The organism is Methylomonas sp. MED-D, assembly GCF_050276835.1.
GTDB lineage: Bacteria > Pseudomonadota > Gammaproteobacteria > Methylococcales > Methylomonadaceae > Methylomonas > Methylomonas koyamae_A.
In genome coordinates, this window is the sequence record NZ_CP189965.1 from 1,039,142 (window position 1) to 1,057,415 (window position 18,274).

Below are 18,274 nucleotides of genomic sequence, written 5' to 3' on the forward strand. Positions count from 1 at the left end.
TCTATTTTTAAGACCGGCCCGCATGGCTGGCCGTTTTGACTCAGCATGATTGATTTATGACCGAACTGATCTGGATCGCCGCCGCTTATTTGGCTGGCATGGTCGCCAGCCGCTTGTCGTTTCCACCCTTGGTCGGCTACTTGGCCGCCGGCTATGCCCTACATGGTTTGCAAATCGCGCCGTTGCCGAATCTTGGTCACGTGGCGGAAATCGGCATCGAACTGTTGCTGTTTTCGGTCGGTTTGAAGCTGAAGCCTTCGTCGCTGATCCGCCGCGAGGTGTTAAGCGTCGGCGGTTTGCACCTGTTGCTGACGGCGGTGACATCGGCGTTGGTGTTTTTCTGGCTGGAACAAAAGGTGACCGGCGGTTTGGTGTTGGGAGTCAGTTTGGCGTTTTCCAGCACCGTGTTGGCGATCAAGGTATTGGAAGACAACGGCGAATTGTCGACGCTGCACGGCCGCGACGTGCTGAGTATTCTAATTTTGCAGGACATTGTCGCGATCGTCTTGTTGGCGGTGGCGGACGGCAAACAACCCCAGCCTTGGGCTTTGGCCTTGTTGGCCTTGCCGCTGTTGCGGCCCCTGGCGCATCGGATTTTGTCGGCCAGTCGCGCCTCCGAATTGAAACTGCTGCTGGGAGTCTGCTTGGCGCTGGCCGGCGGCGTCGCGGCCGAACGGGTCGGCATTTCCGCCGACATCGGCGCGCTGCTGACCGGCGTGATGCTGGCGACCCATCCCAAGATCGACGAATTGACCGATCGGCTGTGGAGCTTGAAGGAGTTGTTTCTGGTGGCCTTCTTTCTGCAAATCGGTCTGGCCGATCTGCCGAATCGCGAACAGGTGACGCTGGCCTTAAGTTTACTCGGCTTGCTGCCGCTGCAAGGCGTGTTATTTTTCGGGTTGTTTCTGTTCGCCGGCTTGCGCGCGCGCACCGCTTTCGTGTCGTCGTTGGCCTTGATGACTTATAGCGAATTTGCATTGATCACGACCGGCGCGGTGGTCAACGCCGGTTTGCTGACCGAGGATTGGAAGGCGATTATCAGTTTGGCCGTGGCGGGCTCACTGGCGGTGGCGGCGCCGCTGAACCGCTACTCGCACCGCTTGTTCGGCTGGGCCGAGTGCTGGCTGGTGCGTTTCGAAAAACAATCCGGGAATCCCGACCGCTTGCCGGAATCCTTCGGTGCTGCCGAATGGCTGGTGATCGGCATGGGCCGCACCGGCGTCGCCGCCTATCGGGCGTTGTGCGAGCGCGAACAACGGGTGGTCGGGCTGGACGCCGACCCGACCGTGCTGGAAACCCTGTTGGGTAATGGGCGGCGCGTGGTCTACGGCGATGCCGAGGACAGCGAGCTGTGGAGCGGTTTGCCGCTGGAGCGCGTCAGGGGGATTTTATTGACGGTGCCGGCGTACGAGGTGCGCTGCGCCGCGATCGAGCAATTGAGGCGGCGCGGCTATCTTGGCCAGATCGGCGCGATTTGCTATCACGCCGAGGAAGCCGATCACATGAAAACGCTGGGTGCCGATTTTGTGATACATCCGCTGGTCGAGGCCGGCAATCAATTGGCCAAACAATTGCTCGAAGGCGGCGCGTAGGCTTGGCCGACATCGAACCCTGGGTAAATTACGATAAATGGATAGAAAAAGATGAGAGCATTCCGGGACTGGACCGCGTTGGCGGCGTTTTGCGGCTTGATTTTCTGGTTGTCGGCGCAGGAGAGTTTGCCGGTCAAGATGCACTTCGAGTTTCAGGACAAAGTCCAGCACGCGCTAGCTTATTTCGTGATGGAGGTGTGCAGTTGGCGGGCGTTTCGGCATCGGCTGGCTGAGCGCCGCTTACTAGGCTTGGTCAGCGTCGCCTATTGCAGTTTGTACGGGATCAGCGACGAATGGCACCAGTCCTTCGTGCCGGGGCGCGAGCCGGGCGTCGGCGATTGGTTGGCCGACAGCTTGGGCGCGGCGTTGGCGGCCGGAGCGCTTTACGTCGCCGGCCACAGATCGGTTCTGGCCTGGATCGCGCGCTGACCGTTTATTTCGGCAAGTCGCCGAGCCGCTTGCCGGCCCGGTAAAGGCTCCAGGCCAATATCGGCACCACCAACGCGATCGCGCCGAGCAGAAATGCTCGGCTGTTCAGCAAGTTTCTCAGGGAATTGTCGGCGCCAGTCTGGCCAGTTGCGAGCGCCTCGCCCAAGTTGGCCGGCGTCGGGACGATACCTTGCCGCAGCAATTCGCCGATCGCGGCGGTGTCGTACCGGGCCGGCGCCAGGCCGGCGTTTCCGTAAGTCAGGCGATACGCGCTATTGGGGTTGGCGATAAACAACAAGCGATAGTTTTTGCCCAGTCCGGTCAGCGCGGTGATTTGCAGTCGCGGATTGTCTTGATTGTGAATCACCAAGCGATATCGCTCTCCGCGTTGTTCCGGAAAGTCGATCCGGGTCTCGGCTTGCTGGATGTCACCGAAGCGCAAAGCCCGCAGTTGCCCGCTGCTTAGGGTTTGCCAAGCCGAGTCGCCGCCGCCGGTTCGAGGCGTCTGCAGTTCGACATCGCGTTGAAAGCTGGGCGTGGCGACGTCCAGCCGCAGCCCGGTCAGCGGCAGTTTGCGGCTGTCGATGTCGATTAGGGTGGCGCGTCGCTCGGCGTCTTCGTGTACCTGAAAGTCCGGCAACGGATAGTCGACGACGGTTTCGGCCTCGGCGCGGCTTTCCGAGCGCAGATGCCAGAACTCGATCCGCTCGACATGTAGTGGCTCCCGATACAGGGTTTGCGTTTCGCTGCGTTCCAATTCCTCGTGGCCTTGCATACGCCGGGTCAGCGCCGTGATTTCCGCGATCCGGGTTTGGCCGGTCTTGCCGACCAGGATTTTGAAATAGCGGTCGCCGTTGGCGGGCAAGGACACGTCGAGATTGGCGATCGCCAAGTGCCGGGAGTAATCGTAAACCGCCGCGTGCTCGGTCAGCGTCCGCCAGTGTTCGCCGTCGTTCGAGCCTTGTACCGTGAGTTCGTACTCGAAATCGTGTTGAGCGGTGATCAGCGTCAAGCCGTCGGCGGGTTCGGCGTTGTCGGCGAGGTGGACTTCGAAGCTCAGGCTGTCGCCAGCGGTTTGCAGCGCGGTGATCTGGCCGAGGCTGGGGCGGCGGCTACGGACCGTTTTGGTCGCGGCGGCCGGGCGCAACAGAAACGGTGTCTCGACGGCTTGGCCGTCGAGCAGACGTAGATCGCCGAAGTCGGCGGCGCTGGCGGCGTAGATTTGGCTGTCCAATTCCACGGCCAACAGCGCCTGACCGTTACCGGGCGCTTGCTGGACGGGGCGGCTGAATTCGGTCGCGCCCACCGGGGCGGACAGCGACAGCCAGCAGACTAAAAAGGCGTTACTGGGGCTCATCGTTTGCTCTCGGTCTCGGCGTTAGCGGCGAAGTTTTGCCGGTAGCGCATGTAGAAAAACGCGCCGCCGAGTACCAGCATGCCCAGTACGATGAAGGCGACGATTCGGTAAATTTGTTCCAGGCGGGCCAGGTCGACGAAGAACACTTTCCAGGCCACGATCGCAAACAAGACCAAACCGGCCAAGCGCAGTGCGGCGACTTCGCGGCGGATGCCGTGGTAGACCGACGTCAACGCGAACAGCGACCATAGAATCGTCACGCCGCCGGAGCGCAAGCCGGGCAAATAATGCAGCAACAGCGAATTGGTTTCCAGGCTGAGAAACGCGAACAACAATACCAGCGCCGCCGTGCCCAGCCAGCGGCGCACGTCGGCGGCGCTGCCTTCGTCGCCTTCCAGCCGGCGGAAAGCCAGGGCCAGAAACAGGATAATCGCGCCGAAGTCCAGCAGCCGCATCAGCGCCGATTCGAAGCGGTAAGTGCCGCCGTAATGCAAAGTCAGCAAACTGTCGCCGATCGCGGCGTGACCCAGCGTCAGGCCCCAGGAAGGCAAATCGAAAAACGTCAGTTTGATCGCCAGGCCGATCAGCAGCCAACGCAGGCCGGCTAACATGAGCTGGCCGGAGCCGGTCATGTAGCGATTCAGCAGTAGCGCGCCCAAGCCTAGCCAGACCAGCGTCAATGCCGGCGCTTGCAGTGGCGGATACAAGTAGGCCAGGCTGCGGTAGAGTTCCAATTGCAGCGTGACGAATACCAGGGCTACAACGATTAGTGCGATGACGGCCAAGACGCCGCCGTCCTTCAGCCAGACCGGCACGTCCTGGGCCGGCGAACAAGCCAATTCCGTCGCCGGTGCCGGTTTTTCGATCAGTGTATAGGCCAGCGCCATCGACAGTATCGGGATGCCGAAGCTGACCAGGCGTTCTATCAGCCCGAACCAGAATTCGCCCGGCGCGGCGTCCCCAGTCGCCCCTTCCGCGTATTGGCCGGGCAAATCGATGAAAGCGTAGCGGGCGACGACCAGCAAATACAACAGGTAGGCGGTTTGGCGTAAAAACGCGCTACGCACTTTGCCGGCCATCCAAATCATCACCAGTGCTTGCAACGACCAACTGACGGTGATCCATTGCTTGGACAAGATTAACGGCACCGCCACGCTCAGAAAGAACGCCGCCAAGCCGATAAACCCGACTACCAACTCTCTATCCTCGATGCGGCGGGCCAAGCAGTAATACACGTGGCCGACATAGAATGCCGACAGGGCGAGGCACGGCAACGCGGTCCAGACTTGCCCGTATTCGGTGGCGATCAACTCGTAAGCGGTGCCGAAATAGATCGCCGCGTTGACCGCCAGCGCGACCAAGTCCAGCAGCGTCGAGCGTTGCCGATTGACCAGGCAAAACAAAAACACCGTCGTCGAATACAACACGAAAAATCCGGTCAGAAACGGCAGCACTTGCCAAAAGTAGCCGGACTCGTAGCGTTGCATCGCCGCGAAAAACAGCAGATAGTTGAAGGCGAAGCCGAGAAAATTCAGTACATGCCATTGCTTGTACCAGTTCACCGCCAGAATGCCGCCGCCCAGCAACAGCATATAGCTGAACAAGCCGACGAAATTCACTTGACCGGTGGACAGCAAAATCGGCGTGCAATAGCCGCCGATGATGGCGAAGATCGCCACCAGCATCGCGTCCAGCCGGATCGCCAACGCGGCGGCGCTGGCGGTAACCGTCAACATCAAGCCGAAGGCCGGATAGGCGCCGAGCAGGTGGTAAAAGGCGTAAGCGGCGAACACGCTGAAATACAGCACCGCTATGCCGCCGCCCAACAAGCCCTGGCTGAACAAATGGTACTGGCCGCCGACTAGGCGCACGCCGCCGACGATCATCGCCAGTCCGGTCAATACGCTGAGCGCGACCCGTGCCTGTTCGCCGAGCAAGCCGTTATCGATCGAATATTTCAGAAAAAAGCCGATGCCGGTGACCAGGATTAGGACGCCGATGCGCAGCAACCAGTTGCTGGCGACCGCGTATTCGATCGAAACGCCGTCCGGACGGTGGCCCTCGCCAACTACGATCCAGTTCCAGATTTGTTGGAGTGCTTGCCTTGCCGCCAATTCGAAACGGCTCGGTTCGGCGACTTGCCAGCCGGCGGTTTGCCAAGCGTCGTTGGGAGCGGGTGTGCTCGCCGTCGGTTCGGTGTCGGCCGGTTCCGCTCGGCTGGGTTCGGGTGCCGTCGTCTCCACCGATGCGGCGCGGGGTTCGAACAATATCTGCTCCCGCGCCGGCGTTTGCGCGTCGAAACTGGCTGGCGCGGCGGCCGGACGCTCGGTGCCGACGCGTTCCGTCAACGTCAGCAGCAGTTTGCGGTCCTCGCGCAAAGCGGCGTGCAGGTCGGCGAGCGAATCCTTGATTTCCCGGTTGATTTCGCGTTGCCGGTTGAGCAGTAGAACCAGCAGTACGATTACGACGATCGGCACGACGACCGCAACCACGGCGAGCAGTTCGAAAATATCGTCCAAGGTGGGACTCCCGGTCTATAGTTAAAGCGAGCGGAGGCTGTGGCCGGCAGGGCCGGTTTCGAGCCGTTTCGCAACCTTAGCATATTTATGAAAAATGACCGGGCGGCCGCTGGAGTGGTCGTTGCCACCTGATTGCGGAGACCGGCGGAAAAATGACCAGGAACGCAATTTTTCGCATGGGTCGTTCAGGTTTCCCCGCGCGGTGCCGATGACTCGTGATAAATTTCCAAGGAATGTTAAGCGGCCCAGAACTATGAACAGTCAAACTACTATCCAATCAAAAATTCTGCTCAGCATCGCCAGCGTGTTTGTGGTGTTGATGTTGGTCAGTAACGTGTTCATGGCCGGCCGCCAGAAAGATATGGTGCAAGCGCTGGCAACCGACAAAGCTAAAAATATCGCCGCCGGCTATTTCGACGGTATCAACACCCTGATGCTGACCGGCTCGATGTCTCAGGTCGAAGTGTTGCGGGAAAAGGCTTTGTCGCATCCCGGCGTCAGCGAGGTGCGCCTGATTCGCGGCAACGGGATCGTCGAGTTGCACGGTAAAGGCAAGCCCGAGCAAGCGGTCGTCGACGAACTCGATCGGCGCGGCCTGAGCGGTGAAGCGCTGATACGCCACGGCAACGATGCCAACGGGCGTTGGGTGACCGTGGTCGAGCCGATCCTGGCCAGCAGCAATTTTCGCGGCACCAATTGCCTGACCTGCCATCCGGTCAAGGAAGGCGAGGTGTTGGGCGCGGTGCGGGTATCCTATTCGCTGGCGAGCCTGGACGACCAAATTAACCAAGATCTGATCGCCGGATCGGCGATTTCGTTGGCGATGTTCGCCGCCGGCTTGTTGCTGGTCAATATTCTGATGCGGCGCATCGTCGTCAACCCGCTGGTGACGATGCGCGACACCGTCGATGCCATCGCTCGCCATTCGGATTTGACCGCGCGCTTGCCGGTCAACAGCGGCGATGAAATCGGCCAGGTCAGCACCTCGTTTAACTCGATGTTGGCTAATTTCGCGGCGAGTTTGAACCGGGTGTCTGACGTCAGCCGTTTACTGACCGACGCCACCGATCGCATCGCCACCGTATCGAGGCAAACCTCGCAGGCGGCCAGTCAGCAGCAGAGGGAAACCGAAAACGTCATTCAGGCGATCCACGAACTGGAGGAATCGGTGAGGGATGTGCGGCACGGCGCTGACGGTGCGGCGCGGGCTTCGGTCGAGGCCGACCAGCAAGCCGCCCAGGGCGCGGAAACCACCAAAAACGCCATCGACGGCATCTATGTGCTGGTCAGCGAAATCGAGCGGGCCTCGGAAGTCATCAAGCGCCTGGACCAAAAAAGCAACGGCGTCGGCGCGGTGTTGGACGTGATCAAGGGCTTGGCCGAACAAACGAACTTGCTGGCGCTGAACGCCGCGATCGAGGCGGCTAGGGCCGGCGAACAAGGCCGGGGCTTCGCGGTAGTGGCCGACGAGGTCAGAACGCTGGCGACCCGCTCGCATCAGGCGACTGAAGAGATCGAGAAAATCATCGACCAATTGCAGCGCGAGGCCAAGGAGGCGGTGACGGTGATGGATAAAGCCAAAACCAGCGCCGAGCAACGCCGCGAACAAGTCCAAAGCGCCGATCTAGGTTTAAGCGCGATTGCCGAGCGGGTGACTCAGATTCGCTCGTTGAATTCGCAAATGGCCTTGGTGGCCGACAATCAAAGCCGTGTCGCGCAACATGTCGGCCAAAGCATCGGCAACATTGGCGGCTTGACCGATCGCACTTCGCAAGATGCCGCGCAAACCAGCGACGCCAGCCGCGAGTTGGTGCAACTGGCCGTGCAGTTGAATGAATTGGTCGGTAAATTCCGCCGTTAACGCGCTACGTTTGACAGTTTTGGCCGGTCCGGCTTATAGTCGCCCCATGAGTCGTTTTTTTTCGTCACGTTTTGCAAACAAGTCATGGCTATGGGCTTTGCTCACGGCCGTGGTGTTTGCGTTGTTCTAATATCAGTTCAAACCACCGCGGGCTCGACCGCGGTGGCTTTGTCATTTGCCTAGGGCTCGCACCAGCACAGGAGCCCTAATGAAGTCCCTTAGCACCACCTCCACTCAAACCCTGCTCGGTTACGGCCTGGCGGCCTTGGCCGCGATCGGTTTTTCCGCCAAGACGATATTGGTCAAGCTTGCCTATGTGCAAGCCGTCGATGCCGTGACGTTATTGGCGTTGCGGATGGCGTTTTCGGTGCCGTTTTTCCTGATCGTCGCGTTTCAGCAACGCGGACCCGCCGCGCGGCCGTCCCTGACGGCTCGGGATTATTGGGTCGTCGGTGTGCTCGGTTTGCTTGGCTATTACCTGTCCAGTCTGCTCGATTTCACCGGTTTGCAATATATCTCCGCCGGTCTGGAACGCTTGATTTTGTTCTTGTACCCAACCTTGGTGCTGGCGATGTCGGCACTGTGGTTGAAAAAGCCGTTCGGGTTCAGGGAACTGACGGCAGTCTTGCTGAGTTATAGCGGGATCGCACTGGTGTTCGTCGGCGAGTTGGATGGGGGCGGCGATACATTGTGGTTGGGGGCCGCTTACGTGTTTGCCGGCACGGTCAGCTATGCGCTGTACTTGCTGGGCGCGGGCCAGGCCATCGCTCGCTTGGGCGCGATGCGCTTTACCGCGTACGCAATGTTGGTCGCGTGCGCGGCGTCGATCTTACAGTTCGTGTTGACGCATCCGCCGGAGGCCTTGCTGTTGCCGATGCCGGTATACCAGTTGAGTTTGGCAATGGCGATCGTCTCGACGGTGTTGCCGGTGTTCATGCTGTCGGCGGCGATCCGCCGGATCGGTTCGGGCCATGCCTCGCTGGTCGGCACGATAGGGCCGGTTTCGACGTTGCTGATGGCGGCGGTATTCCTCGGCGAACCGATGACGCTATGGCAGGTCGGCGGGGCAGCTCTGGTACTAATGGGCGTACTGAGTTTGTCGGTGCGTTGATGCCCGCCGGCTAGGCTTCGCCGCCGCCCAGGCTCAGCATTTCTCGGGCGTGCGCCAAGGTGTTTTCGGTGATGGTGACGCCGCCCAGCATTCGCGCCACCTCCGCGACCCGTTCGTCCTCGCAGAGTTTGCGAACCGTCGACGAGGTGACTGCGGCATTTTGGTTTTTGGCGACGAATAAATGCTGATGGGCTTGCGAAGCGACTTGCGGCAAGTGCGTGACGCACAGCACTTGCCGGTTCAAACTCAGCCGGCGCAGCTTTTGGCCGACGATCTCGGCGATGCCGCCGCCGATGCCGGAATCGACCTCGTCGAAGATCATCGTCGGCGTGGTCTTATCGGTGCTGGTCGTGACTTGTATCGCCAAGCTGATCCTAGACAGTTCGCCGCCCGACGCCACCTTGGCCAAGGGTTTGGCGGGCAAGCCCGGATTGGTGCTGATCAGAAACTCGATGCGATCCAGGCCGTTGCGTTGCGGCTCGTTGCCATCCTCCCGGTCGAGCTTGACCAGGAACTCGCCGTGCGGCAGGCCCAATTCCTTGATTGCGTCGGAAATGCGGTGCTGCAACTCGTCGCCGGCCCGGCGCCGGCTGGCGGATAATGCCGTCGCCAATTCGCGGTATTGCGCCAGCAGACGCTCGCAATCGGCTTGCAGAACTTCGATGCGCTCGCCGCTATGGCTGAGATTGTTCAACTCCAGCGCGAATTGCTCGGCCAGCGCCGGTAATTCCTCGGCTGGTACCTTGTGTTTGCGGCTCAGGCGTTGAATCACGCCAATCTGGTTTTCCAGCCAGCTCAGTTGGCCGGGATCGGCTTCCTGATTCTCCAGGAAGCGCCGCAGTTGTTGGGTGGCTTCGCCGATCTGGATTTCGGCGTCGCTCAGCAATTCGACGATGCCGTTCAATTCGGCGGCGTATTGGCTTAATTCGCCGACCGAGTGGATCACGTGACCCAGCATGTCGGCGACCGATTGCTGGTCGTTGTCGTAGAGGATGTCGAGCTGTTGTTGACCGACGCCCAAAATTCTACCCAGGTTAGCCAGTTTGTTGTGCTCGTCGGCCAGGGCCTGATAATCGAAATTTTCCAGATCCAGTTGCTGCAACTCTTCTAGCTGATAACGCAGCAGCTCCTCGCGTTCGGCTTGGTCACTACCGGACTTTTGCAGTTGTTGCAGTTCTTTATGGGCTAGCCGCCAGTTTTGTTGGCAGGCGTTCAGATCGTTGAGCAATTCGGCGTGGTCGGCGAATCCGTCCAGCAGCAGACGCTGTTCGTCGGCATCGAGCAGCGTCAAATGGGCATGTTGGCCGTGGATCTCGACCAATTGCCGGCTCAGCGTTTGCAGTGTTTGCAGATTGACCGGCCGGTTGTTGATATAGGCCTTGGAGCGGCCGTCTTCGCTAACGGTGCGACGGACCAGGCATTGGCCGTCGTCGTCCAATTCGTGGTCGATCAGCCATTGGCTAACCAGCGGTGCCTTGGATAGATCGAATTCGATGTTGATTTCGGCGCGCTTGCTGCCGGGGCGCACGTAGCCGGAATCGGCGCGATCGCCCAACGCCAAGCCCAGCGCGGTCAGCAATATCGATTTGCCGGCCCCGGTTTCGCCGGTCAGCACCGACATACCGGGTTCCAGGTCCAGGTCCAGTTTGTCGACCACGGCCAGATCGAGAATGTTCAGGTTCAACAGCATGTCATTTGGCGGAATAACCGCCGCTCCAGTTCAGTTTGCTTCGCAGAATGTGGAAGAAATCGTGGTCTTCCGGGTGCAGAATGTTAATCGGTTTGTCGGCTTTTCGAATGACGATCGTGTCGTTAATGCGCACGTCCGGGATTTCTAAATGATCGCAGGTGACCAGGGCGTTGATTTGCTTGGTCTGGCTGAAACGGATCTCGATCGTGGCTTTGTCGTCGATGACGATGGACCGATTGGACAGCATGTGCGGATTCAGCGGGACCAGTACCAGCGCATTTAGGGTTGGATGCAGAATCGGTCCGCCGGCCGACAGCGCATAGGCGGTCGAACCGGTCGGTGTCGCGACGATCAGGCCGTCGGAACGCTGGGTGTTTAGGAACACGCCGTCGATGCTGGTGACGATTTCGATCATGCTCGGCGTGACCCAACGATGCACGACGACCTCGTTGACCGCGGTCTGGCGATGGATGAGTTCGCCGTCGCGGATGATGGCGGCCTGTAACAAATGACGCTGTTCGGTCTGGTAGCGGCCGTCGAGGATTTGCGCCAGGCGGCTCAGCAACTGGTCCGGAGAAATGTCCACCAGAAATCCCAGTCGGCCGAGGTTGACGCCGAGCAGCGGAGTGTCGAAATCGGCGGCGGCGCGGGCGGCGGTCAGGAACGTGCCGTCGCCGCCGACCGCGATCAGCAGATCGCAGCATTCCGGCAGCCGGTTGATGTGCATGCCGACGACGCCTTCGGCTTCGATTAGCTCGGCGCTTCGGCTATCGGTGGCCACCGAGTGACCGCGCTGCAGCAAAAAGCGGTAGAGCTCGCTGAGCGTGGCGGCGATACCCGGATCGCCGAATTTGCCGATGATGCCGATGCGTTGAAAGGGTGAAGGCATGTTTGAGCCGGGATTCAAAAATGCCTGGGATTATACAAACAATTCGAGCAGGCACTAGCGAAGCTTCGCCCTCGGCGTCGCGAGTACGTCGGTCGGCGCGGCCGGAATATCGGCGTCGGCCAAATTCCGTGCGGTTCGGTGTCGTTAACACCCTGAATTTGTTGCCAGGTAATGGCCGTGCCGCGACCAGGCATTCCCGTAGGCGTCGGGCCAATGTCTGAAATCGGGCGCTATCCACCGGCATTGCGAATGCCCGAGATCCCCGACAGGCTTGGGTTCGCACGGATTTTAGGCGGATTGACAAGGCTCCGGGCACCTGTTAGCTTTCCCCTCTGGCACTCGTTACGTTGGAGTGCTAACGAATTTTCTAGGGTGTCAATGTGGCTAGCGGACCGGATTTAAACGAAAGATCGGCGTATTTGCTGAAGGCCTTGGTTGAGCGTTACATACAAGACGGTCAGCCGGTCGGCTCGCGGGTATTGTCCAAGGATCCGCTGCTTAAGCTCAGTCCGGCCAGCATTCGCAACGTCATGGCCGATCTCGAGGAAATGGGCTTGATCCATTCGCCGCACACCTCGGCGGGCCGGGTGCCGACCGTGGCCGGATACCGTTTGTTTGTCGATAGTCTGTTGACGGTCAAGCCGCTGGCGTCCAGTGATCTGGATCAATTGCAAAGCGGTTTGCTGGCCGATGCGGACAAAACCGGCGACGTGCTCAGCAAGGCCTCCAGGCTGCTGTCGGATATGACCCATATGGCTGGTGTCGTCACCCTGCCGCGCCGTGAGATGGTCACGTTGCGACACATCGAATTCCTGCCGATGTCCAGCATGCGCGTACTGGTGATTTTTGTCACCGATGGCGAGGAAGTTCATAACAAAATCATCCATACCCAGCGTCAATTTAGCCCGGCCGAACTGCAACAGGCCGCCAATTACATGAATTCGGTTTACGCCGGCCTCAGTCTGGCCAAGATCCGCGAGCAAGTGTTGCGGGAGATGGAGCAAGATCAGCAGCGCGTCAATCAAGGCATGATAGACGCGGTTAGCATGGCGCAACTGACCTTCGCCCAACAACCCAACGACGATTACGTGTTGAGCGGCGAAACCAATCTGATGGGCTTTTCCGAATTATCCGACATGGACCGTCTGAAACAGCTGTTCGAGGCGTTCAGCCAAAAGCGCGGCGTGATCCATTTGCTGGATCAATGCCTGTTGGCCGACGGCGTGCAGATTTTTATCGGCGAAGAGTCAGGCTATAGTGCATTCGACCATTGCAGCTTGGTCACGGCGCCTTATTCGGTCAACGACGAGGTGGTTGGCGTGTTGGGCGTGATCGGCCCAACCCGGATGGCGTATGAAAAAGTGATTCCGTTCGTCGACGTGACGGCAAAAATATTGGGCGCGGCCTTGAATCCCAAATAATCGCCCTTATCGTAAGGCCGACCTAATATTTTAAGAACCACGGAGTCCCAAATGAGCCATCAGCAATCGAGTCACGAACAGCAATCCGACGCCGAATTGATCGCCGAGGTGCTGGAGCAGACCAAAGAAGCCGGCGAAGACGTTGTTGCCGAGGCAACCGAGGCCGGCGAAGTCAGCGTCGAAAGCCTGCGGCAACAACTGGAGCAAGCCCAACAACAAGCCGCCGCGAATCTGGACAAGGCTTTGCGCGTGCAGGCCGACATGGAAAATCTGAAAAAACGCGTACAAAAGGATTTGGACGACGAGCGTAAATACGGCTTGGCCAAGTTCGCCAAGGAATTGCTTAGCGTGTTGGACAGTCTCGAGCTTGGCGTGCAGGCGGCGACCGGCGATAGTCCGGAAGTGGCTAAATTGCGCGAAGGCAGCGTGCTGACCATTAAGCAATTCGAATCGGTGTTCGCCAAATTCAATATCGAAGTCCTCGATCCGACCGGGCAAGCTTTTAATCCCGAGTTGCATCAAGCCATGGCGATGCAGCCCAGCGTCAGCGCCGAACCCAATACGGTTTTGAACGTGTTTCAAAAAGGCTACATCTTAAACGGCCGTTTGCTGCGCCCCGCGATGGTGGTGGTGGCCAAGGCCGAGGACAAACCCGCCGACAGCGCGAAAGTTGACGAACAGGCTTGAAATTTCATCGATCAACCGCATATCGCCAATAACTTTTTAACTAATACCTAATTCAAGTCTGGAGAATCTCAATGGCTAAAATCATCGGAATCGACCTAGGAACCACCAACTCCTGCGTCGCGGTCCTGGAAAACGGCACCGCGCGGGTCATCGAAAACAGTGAAGGCGCGCGTACCACGCCGTCCATCATCGCCTTCACCGGCGACAACGAAGTGCTGGTCGGTCAGTCCGCCAAACGTCAGGCGGTGACCAACCCCGAAAATACCTTGTTCGCGATCAAGCGCTTGATCGGCCGCCGTTTCAAAGAAGACGCGGTACAGAAAGACATCAAAATGGTGCCTTACAAAATCATGGAAGCCAACAACGGCGACGCTTGGGTCGAGTGCCACGGTAAAAAAATGGCGCCGCCGGAAGTGTCTTCCCGCGTGTTGATGAAGTTGAAAAAAGACGCCGAAGCCTTCCTGGGCGAAGAAGTCACCGAAGCGGTCATCACCGTACCGGCTTACTTCAACGATTCGCAACGCCAAGCGACTAAAGATGCGGGCCGGATCGCCGGTCTGGACGTCAAACGCATCATCAACGAGCCAACCGCGGCGGCGTTGGCGTTCGGCATGGACAAACCGAAAGGCGATACCACCATCGCGGTCTACGACTTGGGTGGCGGTACCTTCGATATTTCCATCATCGAAATCGCCGAAATCGAAGGCGAGCACCAGTTCGAAGTATTGGCCACCAACGGCGACACCTTCCTGGGCGGTGAAGACTTCGACTTGCGCATCATCGATTTCCTGGCCGGGGAATTTAAAAAAGACACCGGCATCGATTTGCACAACGATCCATTGGCGCTGCAACGTCTAAAAGAATCTGCGGAGAAAGCGAAAATCGAGTTGTCTTCCGCCGAGCAAACAGACATCAACCTGCCGTATATCACCGCAGATGCGTCCGGTCCGAAGCACTTGAACGTCAAACTGACCCGCGCCAAACTGGAATCGCTGGTTGACGAACTGATCGAGCGCACCAAAGGTCCTTGCTTGCAAGCGATTAAAGATGCCGGCATTTCGACCTCGAAAATCAACGACGTGATTTTGGTGGGTGGTCAAACTCGGATGCCGAAAGTGCAGGCCTTCGTTAAAGAATTGTTCGGCAAAGAGCCGCGCAAAGACGTCAACCCTGACGAAGCGGTAGCGCTGGGTGCGGCGATTCAAGCCGGCGTATTGGGCGGCGACGTCAAGGACGTGTTGCTGCTGGACGTCACGCCATTGTCGTTGGGTATCGAAACCCTGGGCGGGGTGATGACCAAACTGATCGAGAAAAACACCACGATCCCAACCAATGCTTCGCAAGTATTCTCGACCGCCGAAGACAGTCAAACCGCGGTCACCGTGCATGTGTTGCAGGGCGAGCGGGAAATGGCGTCAGGCAACAAATCGCTGGGCCGTTTCGATTTGCAGGACATTCCGCCTGCGCCGCGCGGTATTCCGCAAATCGAAGTGTCGTTCGACATCGACGCCAACGGTATCCTGAACGTGTCGGCCAAGGATAAAGCCACTGGCAAGAAGCAATCCATTGTGATCAAGGCGTCCAGCGGTTTGTCGGATGCCGAAGTCGAGCGCATGATCAAGGACGCCGAAGCGCATGCCGATGAAGACCGCAAACTGAAAGAGCTGGTTTCTGCGCGTAACTCGGCGGAAGGCATGATCCACGCGACCGAAAAGTCGTTGAAGGAATTGGGCGACCAAGTCACCGGCGACGAAAAATCGGCGATCGAAGCGGCCATCAGCGACTTGCAGGGCGTGTTGAAAGGCGACGACAAGGACGCTATCGAAGCCAAAACCGCCGCGCTGACCGAGCTTTCGGGTAAACTGGCCGAACGGGTTTACGCCCAAAAAGGCGGAGCGGACGCCGCTGCCGGCGAAGCCCATGCGGCTAGCGGCCAGCAAGCCGAAGACCACAATGTGGTCGATGCCGAGTTCGAGGAAGTGAAGGACGACAAAAAATAATCCTCACCGGGGAGCCTCTCGCCGTTAACGGAGAGAGTCAGGGTGAAAGGTGTTAATCACCCTCATCGTTCCATTCATTCAACACACTAAATAACCGCTGGTAAACGCCGGCGGTTTTCTACGTTATGGCAAAAGAAGATTTTTACAAACTGTTGGAAGTCGATCGTAACGCCAGCGAAGCCGAGATCAAAAAGAGCTATCGCAAAATGGCGATGAAGTATCATCCCGACCGCAACAAGGACAATCCGGAAGACGCCGAGAAGAAATTCAAGCAAATCAAGGAGGCCTACGAGATATTGTCCGATTCGAAGAAGCGGGCGGCCTACGATCAGTTTGGTCATGCAGGCGTCGATCCGTCGATGGGTGGCGGCCGCGGCGGTTTCAGCGGGGCGGAAAGCTTTAGCGACATTTTCGGCGATGTGTTCGGCGACATTTTCGGCGGCGGTGGCGGACGGCAGCGCAGCAGCGTCCAGCGCGGCGCGGATTTGCGTTATAACCTGGAGTTGACGCTGGAAGAAGCCGTCGGCGGTACCGAAGCGACCGTCAAGGTGCCGGTGCTGGTCGCCTGCGGCGAATGTAACGGCAGCGGCGCCAAGAAGGGCAGCAGCCCGGTCACCTGTTCGACTTGCCACGGTCATGGCCAAGTGCGGATGCAACAAGGCTTTTTCTCGGTGCAGCAAACCTGTCCGACCTGTCACGGTACCGGCAAGCAAATCAAGGACCCTTGTCCGAAATGCTACGGGCAAGGCCGTATTCAGGAAACCAAAACGCTGTCGGTCAAGGTGCCGGCCGGCGTCGATACCGGCGACCGGATTCGCTTGGCCGGCGAGGGCGAGGCCGGTATCAACGGCGGTCCGTCCGGCGATTTGTACGTTCAGGTTCAGGTTAAGGAGCATCCGATCTTTACCCGCGACGGTGCGAATCTCTATTGCGAAGTGCCCATCAGCTTTCCGACCGCCTGCTTGGGCGGCGAGTTGGAAGTGCCGACCCTGGACGGCAAGGTGATGCTGAAAATCCCGCCGGAAACCCAGACCGGCAAAATGTTTCGATTGCGCGGCAAGGGTGTCAAGCCTGTACGTGGCGGAGCCATAGGCGACTTGCTGTGCCGGGTACAGATAGAAACGCCGGTGCGCTTGACCAAGGATCAGCAGGCTCTGATCGAGCAACTGCAAGTCTCCCTCAGCGGTGGCGGTAAACAACATAGTCCCCAGGAACATAGCTGGATGGACGGTGTGAAAAGCTTTTTCGACAAGTTGACGGGATGATGGCGATGCGTATCGGCGTGGTGGGTGCTTCCGGGCGCATGGGATTGTGTTTGTTGAAAGCGGCGTTAGCCGCGCCGCAAGCCGAATTGACGGTCGCGATTTCGCGGCCGGACAGTTTGGCGATAGGCAAGGATGCCGGCGATTTGGCCGGCGTTTCGCCGGCCGGCGTGCCGGTCGGCGACGATTTGGCGGCAGTCGTGGATTGTTTCGACGCGCTGATCGATTTTACCCGGCCGGATGCGACGATGGCCTACCTGGACGTCTGCCGGCAAGCCGGGAAAAAACTTGTCATCGGTACCACCGGGTTTAGCGAGAGCCAAAAAGCGGCAATCGCAGAGGCCGCGCGGGACATCGCAATCGTGATGGCGCCCAATTTCAGTGTCGGCGTCAATCTGTCGTTGAAGTTGCTGGAAACGACCGCGAAAGTGATGGGCGATTACACCGACATCGAAGTCATCGAAGCCCACCACCGGCACAAGATCGATGCTCCGTCCGGCACCGCATTACGGATGGGCGAAGTCGTCGCGGCGGCGCTGGGCCGGGACTTAAAGGACTGCGCCGTTTACGGACGGGAAGGCGAGACCGGTGCCCGCGATCGTAAAACCATTGGATTTTCGACGATACGGGCCGGCGATATCGTCGGCGAGCACACCGTGATGTTTGCCGACGAAGGTGAACGCGTCGAAATCACCCACAAAGCCAGCAGCCGGATGACCTTCGCCAACGGCGCGGTGCGCGCCGCTATTTGGCTGGCCGACAAATCCAGCGGTCTTTACGATATGCAGGACGTACTGGGTTTGAAAAACTGAGTTTTCTCGAACGCGCCCTGCGGGCCACGCACTCGAATCAGCGTCCACTTATATTCTTAGCGGCGCTATTTCTCCGGTCAGTTTATAATGACGGTAGTCGGCTATGACCAATGCGTGATCGAAGGCCAAAACCGGCGGCAAATTGTCAAAGGTAAACAAACCGCAATTCTTGGCGTCGTCGGCCGCTGTTGGCGAGCCGTGAGCTTCCGCGATGTAAACCGCCGTCGCGGTGTGGTTGCGCGGATCGCGTTGCGGATTGGAATAAATGCCCAGCAATGCAGTCAGACGAACGTCAAGACCGGTTTCCTCCGCTGCTTCCCTAACCGCGGCATGTTCAACCGTTTCACCGACATCGACAAAGCCACCCGGCACAGCCCAGCCGTAAGGCGGGTATTTGCGTTCGATCAACACGAAGGGGCGCTGCGGGTGGTCGATCAGTTCGATCAGAATATCGGCTGCAATCAAAGGCGTAATCGGTTTGGGCATCACAGTGTCCTGTTTTCGAGTGAGGGGGAGCTTGTTGGGCGGATTTAACCATGTTTTCCCCATTTTTCGGAAGCCGACGGAGTCGTTGGATCGATACCGATACCGGACGTAAAGTGGAAAGACCAGAGGCTATCGGCGATGGTCGTACGGTCGGCATA

At 58.8% G+C, this 18,274-nt stretch carries 14 protein-coding genes; 9 read left to right on the plus strand and 5 right to left on the minus strand.

The annotated features are described in order from the left end of the window. The first annotated feature begins 56 nt into the window (after positions 1-56). Positions 57-1,592 carry a cation:proton antiporter family protein gene (locus ACQE3E_RS04600; protein WP_313728924.1) on the plus strand — a complete coding sequence of 512 codons (1,536 nt, stop codon included), beginning with the start codon at positions 57-59 and terminating at the stop codon, positions 1,590-1,592. A 51-nt stretch (positions 1,593-1,643) separates the two neighbouring features. Continuing rightward, positions 1,644-2,021 carry a VanZ family protein gene (locus tag ACQE3E_RS04605; RefSeq protein ID WP_426991116.1) on the plus strand — a complete coding sequence of 126 codons (378 nt, stop codon included), beginning with the start codon at positions 1,644-1,646 and terminating at the stop codon, positions 2,019-2,021. Positions 2,022-2,025: 4 nt separating this feature from the next. Here the strand turns inward: ACQE3E_RS04605 and ACQE3E_RS04610 are convergent, their stop codons facing one another. Both ACQE3E_RS04610 and ACQE3E_RS04615 read right to left on the minus strand, forming a co-directional pair. After that, entirely contained in the window at positions 2,026-3,378 is a 1,353-nt protein-coding gene (locus ACQE3E_RS04610; RefSeq protein WP_427501272.1) for a DUF3999 family protein, read from the minus strand. After that, on the minus strand, positions 3,375-5,897 hold the full coding sequence (locus ACQE3E_RS04615; RefSeq protein WP_313728862.1) for a DUF2339 domain-containing protein: 2,523 nt from the start codon (positions 5,895-5,897) through the stop codon (positions 3,375-3,377). Before ACQE3E_RS04615 ends, ACQE3E_RS04610 begins: the two co-directional genes overlap by 4 nt. A 253-nt stretch (positions 5,898-6,150) precedes the next feature. Between ACQE3E_RS04615 and ACQE3E_RS04620 the strand changes: the two genes are divergently transcribed. Together ACQE3E_RS04620 and ACQE3E_RS04625 are read left to right on the plus strand one after the other, a co-directional pair. Further along, positions 6,151-7,758 carry a methyl-accepting chemotaxis protein gene (locus tag ACQE3E_RS04620; RefSeq protein WP_313728861.1) on the plus strand — a complete coding sequence of 536 codons (1,608 nt, stop codon included), beginning with the start codon at positions 6,151-6,153 and terminating at the stop codon, positions 7,756-7,758. Between the two features lie 208 nt (positions 7,759-7,966). Beyond that, positions 7,967-8,869 carry a DMT family transporter gene (locus ACQE3E_RS04625; protein ID WP_064024374.1) on the plus strand — a complete coding sequence of 301 codons (903 nt, stop codon included), beginning with the start codon at positions 7,967-7,969 and terminating at the stop codon, positions 8,867-8,869. Between the two features lie 10 nt (positions 8,870-8,879). On the opposite strand, the gene recN is transcribed toward ACQE3E_RS04625, so the two are convergent. After that, positions 8,880-10,559: a DNA repair protein RecN gene (recN, locus tag ACQE3E_RS04630; RefSeq protein ID WP_313728860.1), complete on the minus strand. Its 1,680-nt coding sequence runs from the start codon at positions 10,557-10,559 to the stop codon at positions 8,880-8,882. Position 10,560: 1 nt separating this feature from the next. Continuing rightward, positions 10,561-11,448: an NAD(+) kinase gene (locus ACQE3E_RS04635; protein WP_168031899.1), complete on the minus strand. Its 888-nt coding sequence runs from the start codon at positions 11,446-11,448 to the stop codon at positions 10,561-10,563. A 380-nt stretch (positions 11,449-11,828) separates the two neighbouring features. Between ACQE3E_RS04635 and hrcA the strand changes: the two genes are divergently transcribed. The 5 genes from hrcA (at position 11,829) to dapB (ending at position 17,630) form a co-directional block, all read left to right on the plus strand. Beyond that, positions 11,829-12,869: a heat-inducible transcriptional repressor HrcA gene (gene hrcA, locus ACQE3E_RS04640; protein WP_313728859.1), complete on the plus strand. Its 1,041-nt coding sequence runs from the start codon at positions 11,829-11,831 to the stop codon at positions 12,867-12,869. A gap of 51 nt (positions 12,870-12,920) precedes the next feature. Continuing rightward, positions 12,921-13,556, plus strand: coding sequence for a nucleotide exchange factor GrpE (gene grpE, locus ACQE3E_RS04645; protein WP_313728857.1), 636 nt, complete (start codon positions 12,921-12,923; stop codon positions 13,554-13,556). A 71-nt stretch (positions 13,557-13,627) separates the two neighbouring features. Then, positions 13,628-15,556 (plus strand): molecular chaperone DnaK, encoded by a 1,929-nt coding sequence (gene dnaK, locus ACQE3E_RS04650; protein WP_071155154.1) that lies wholly within the window; start codon positions 13,628-13,630, stop codon positions 15,554-15,556. Between the two features lie 125 nt (positions 15,557-15,681). Then, positions 15,682-16,821: a molecular chaperone DnaJ gene (dnaJ, locus tag ACQE3E_RS04655; protein ID WP_071155152.1), complete on the plus strand. Its 1,140-nt coding sequence runs from the start codon at positions 15,682-15,684 to the stop codon at positions 16,819-16,821. Next, the gene (gene dapB / locus ACQE3E_RS04660; protein WP_071155300.1) at positions 16,821-17,630 is read left to right on the plus strand and encodes a 4-hydroxy-tetrahydrodipicolinate reductase; all 810 of its coding nucleotides are present in this window, start codon (positions 16,821-16,823) and stop codon (positions 17,628-17,630) included. The genes dnaJ and dapB overlap by 1 nt, the downstream gene beginning before the upstream one ends. A gap of 48 nt (positions 17,631-17,678) precedes the next feature. Here the strand turns inward: dapB and ACQE3E_RS04665 are convergent, their stop codons facing one another. Next, positions 17,679-18,116: an NUDIX domain-containing protein gene (locus ACQE3E_RS04665; RefSeq protein WP_064031026.1), complete on the minus strand. Its 438-nt coding sequence runs from the start codon at positions 18,114-18,116 to the stop codon at positions 17,679-17,681. Between the last annotated feature and the right edge of the window lie 158 nt (positions 18,117-18,274).

Coding starts and splice junctions, on each gene's coding strand:
- ACQE3E_RS04605 (WP_426991116.1), top strand. CDS start 1,644: ATGAGAGCATTCCGGGACTGGACCGCGTTGGCGGCGTTTTGCGGCTTG.
- ACQE3E_RS04665 (WP_064031026.1), bottom strand. CDS start 18,116: ATGCCCAAACCGATTACGCCTTTGATTGCAGCCGATATTCTGATCGAA.
- ACQE3E_RS04635 (WP_168031899.1), bottom strand. CDS start 11,448: ATGCCTTCACCCTTTCAACGCATCGGCATCATCGGCAAATTCGGCGAT.
- dnaK (WP_071155154.1), top strand. CDS start 13,628: ATGGCTAAAATCATCGGAATCGACCTAGGAACCACCAACTCCTGCGTC.
- ACQE3E_RS04610 (WP_427501272.1), bottom strand. CDS start 3,378: ATGAGCCCCAGTAACGCCTTTTTAGTCTGCTGGCTGTCGCTGTCCGCC.
- dnaJ (WP_071155152.1), top strand. CDS start 15,682: ATGGCAAAAGAAGATTTTTACAAACTGTTGGAAGTCGATCGTAACGCC.
- grpE (WP_313728857.1), top strand. CDS start 12,921: ATGAGCCATCAGCAATCGAGTCACGAACAGCAATCCGACGCCGAATTG.
- ACQE3E_RS04625 (WP_064024374.1), top strand. CDS start 7,967: ATGAAGTCCCTTAGCACCACCTCCACTCAAACCCTGCTCGGTTACGGC.
- ACQE3E_RS04600 (WP_313728924.1), top strand. CDS start 57: ATGACCGAACTGATCTGGATCGCCGCCGCTTATTTGGCTGGCATGGTC.
- dapB (WP_071155300.1), top strand. CDS start 16,821: ATGGCGATGCGTATCGGCGTGGTGGGTGCTTCCGGGCGCATGGGATTG.
- recN (WP_313728860.1), bottom strand. CDS start 10,559: ATGCTGTTGAACCTGAACATTCTCGATCTGGCCGTGGTCGACAAACTG.
- ACQE3E_RS04620 (WP_313728861.1), top strand. CDS start 6,151: ATGAACAGTCAAACTACTATCCAATCAAAAATTCTGCTCAGCATCGCC.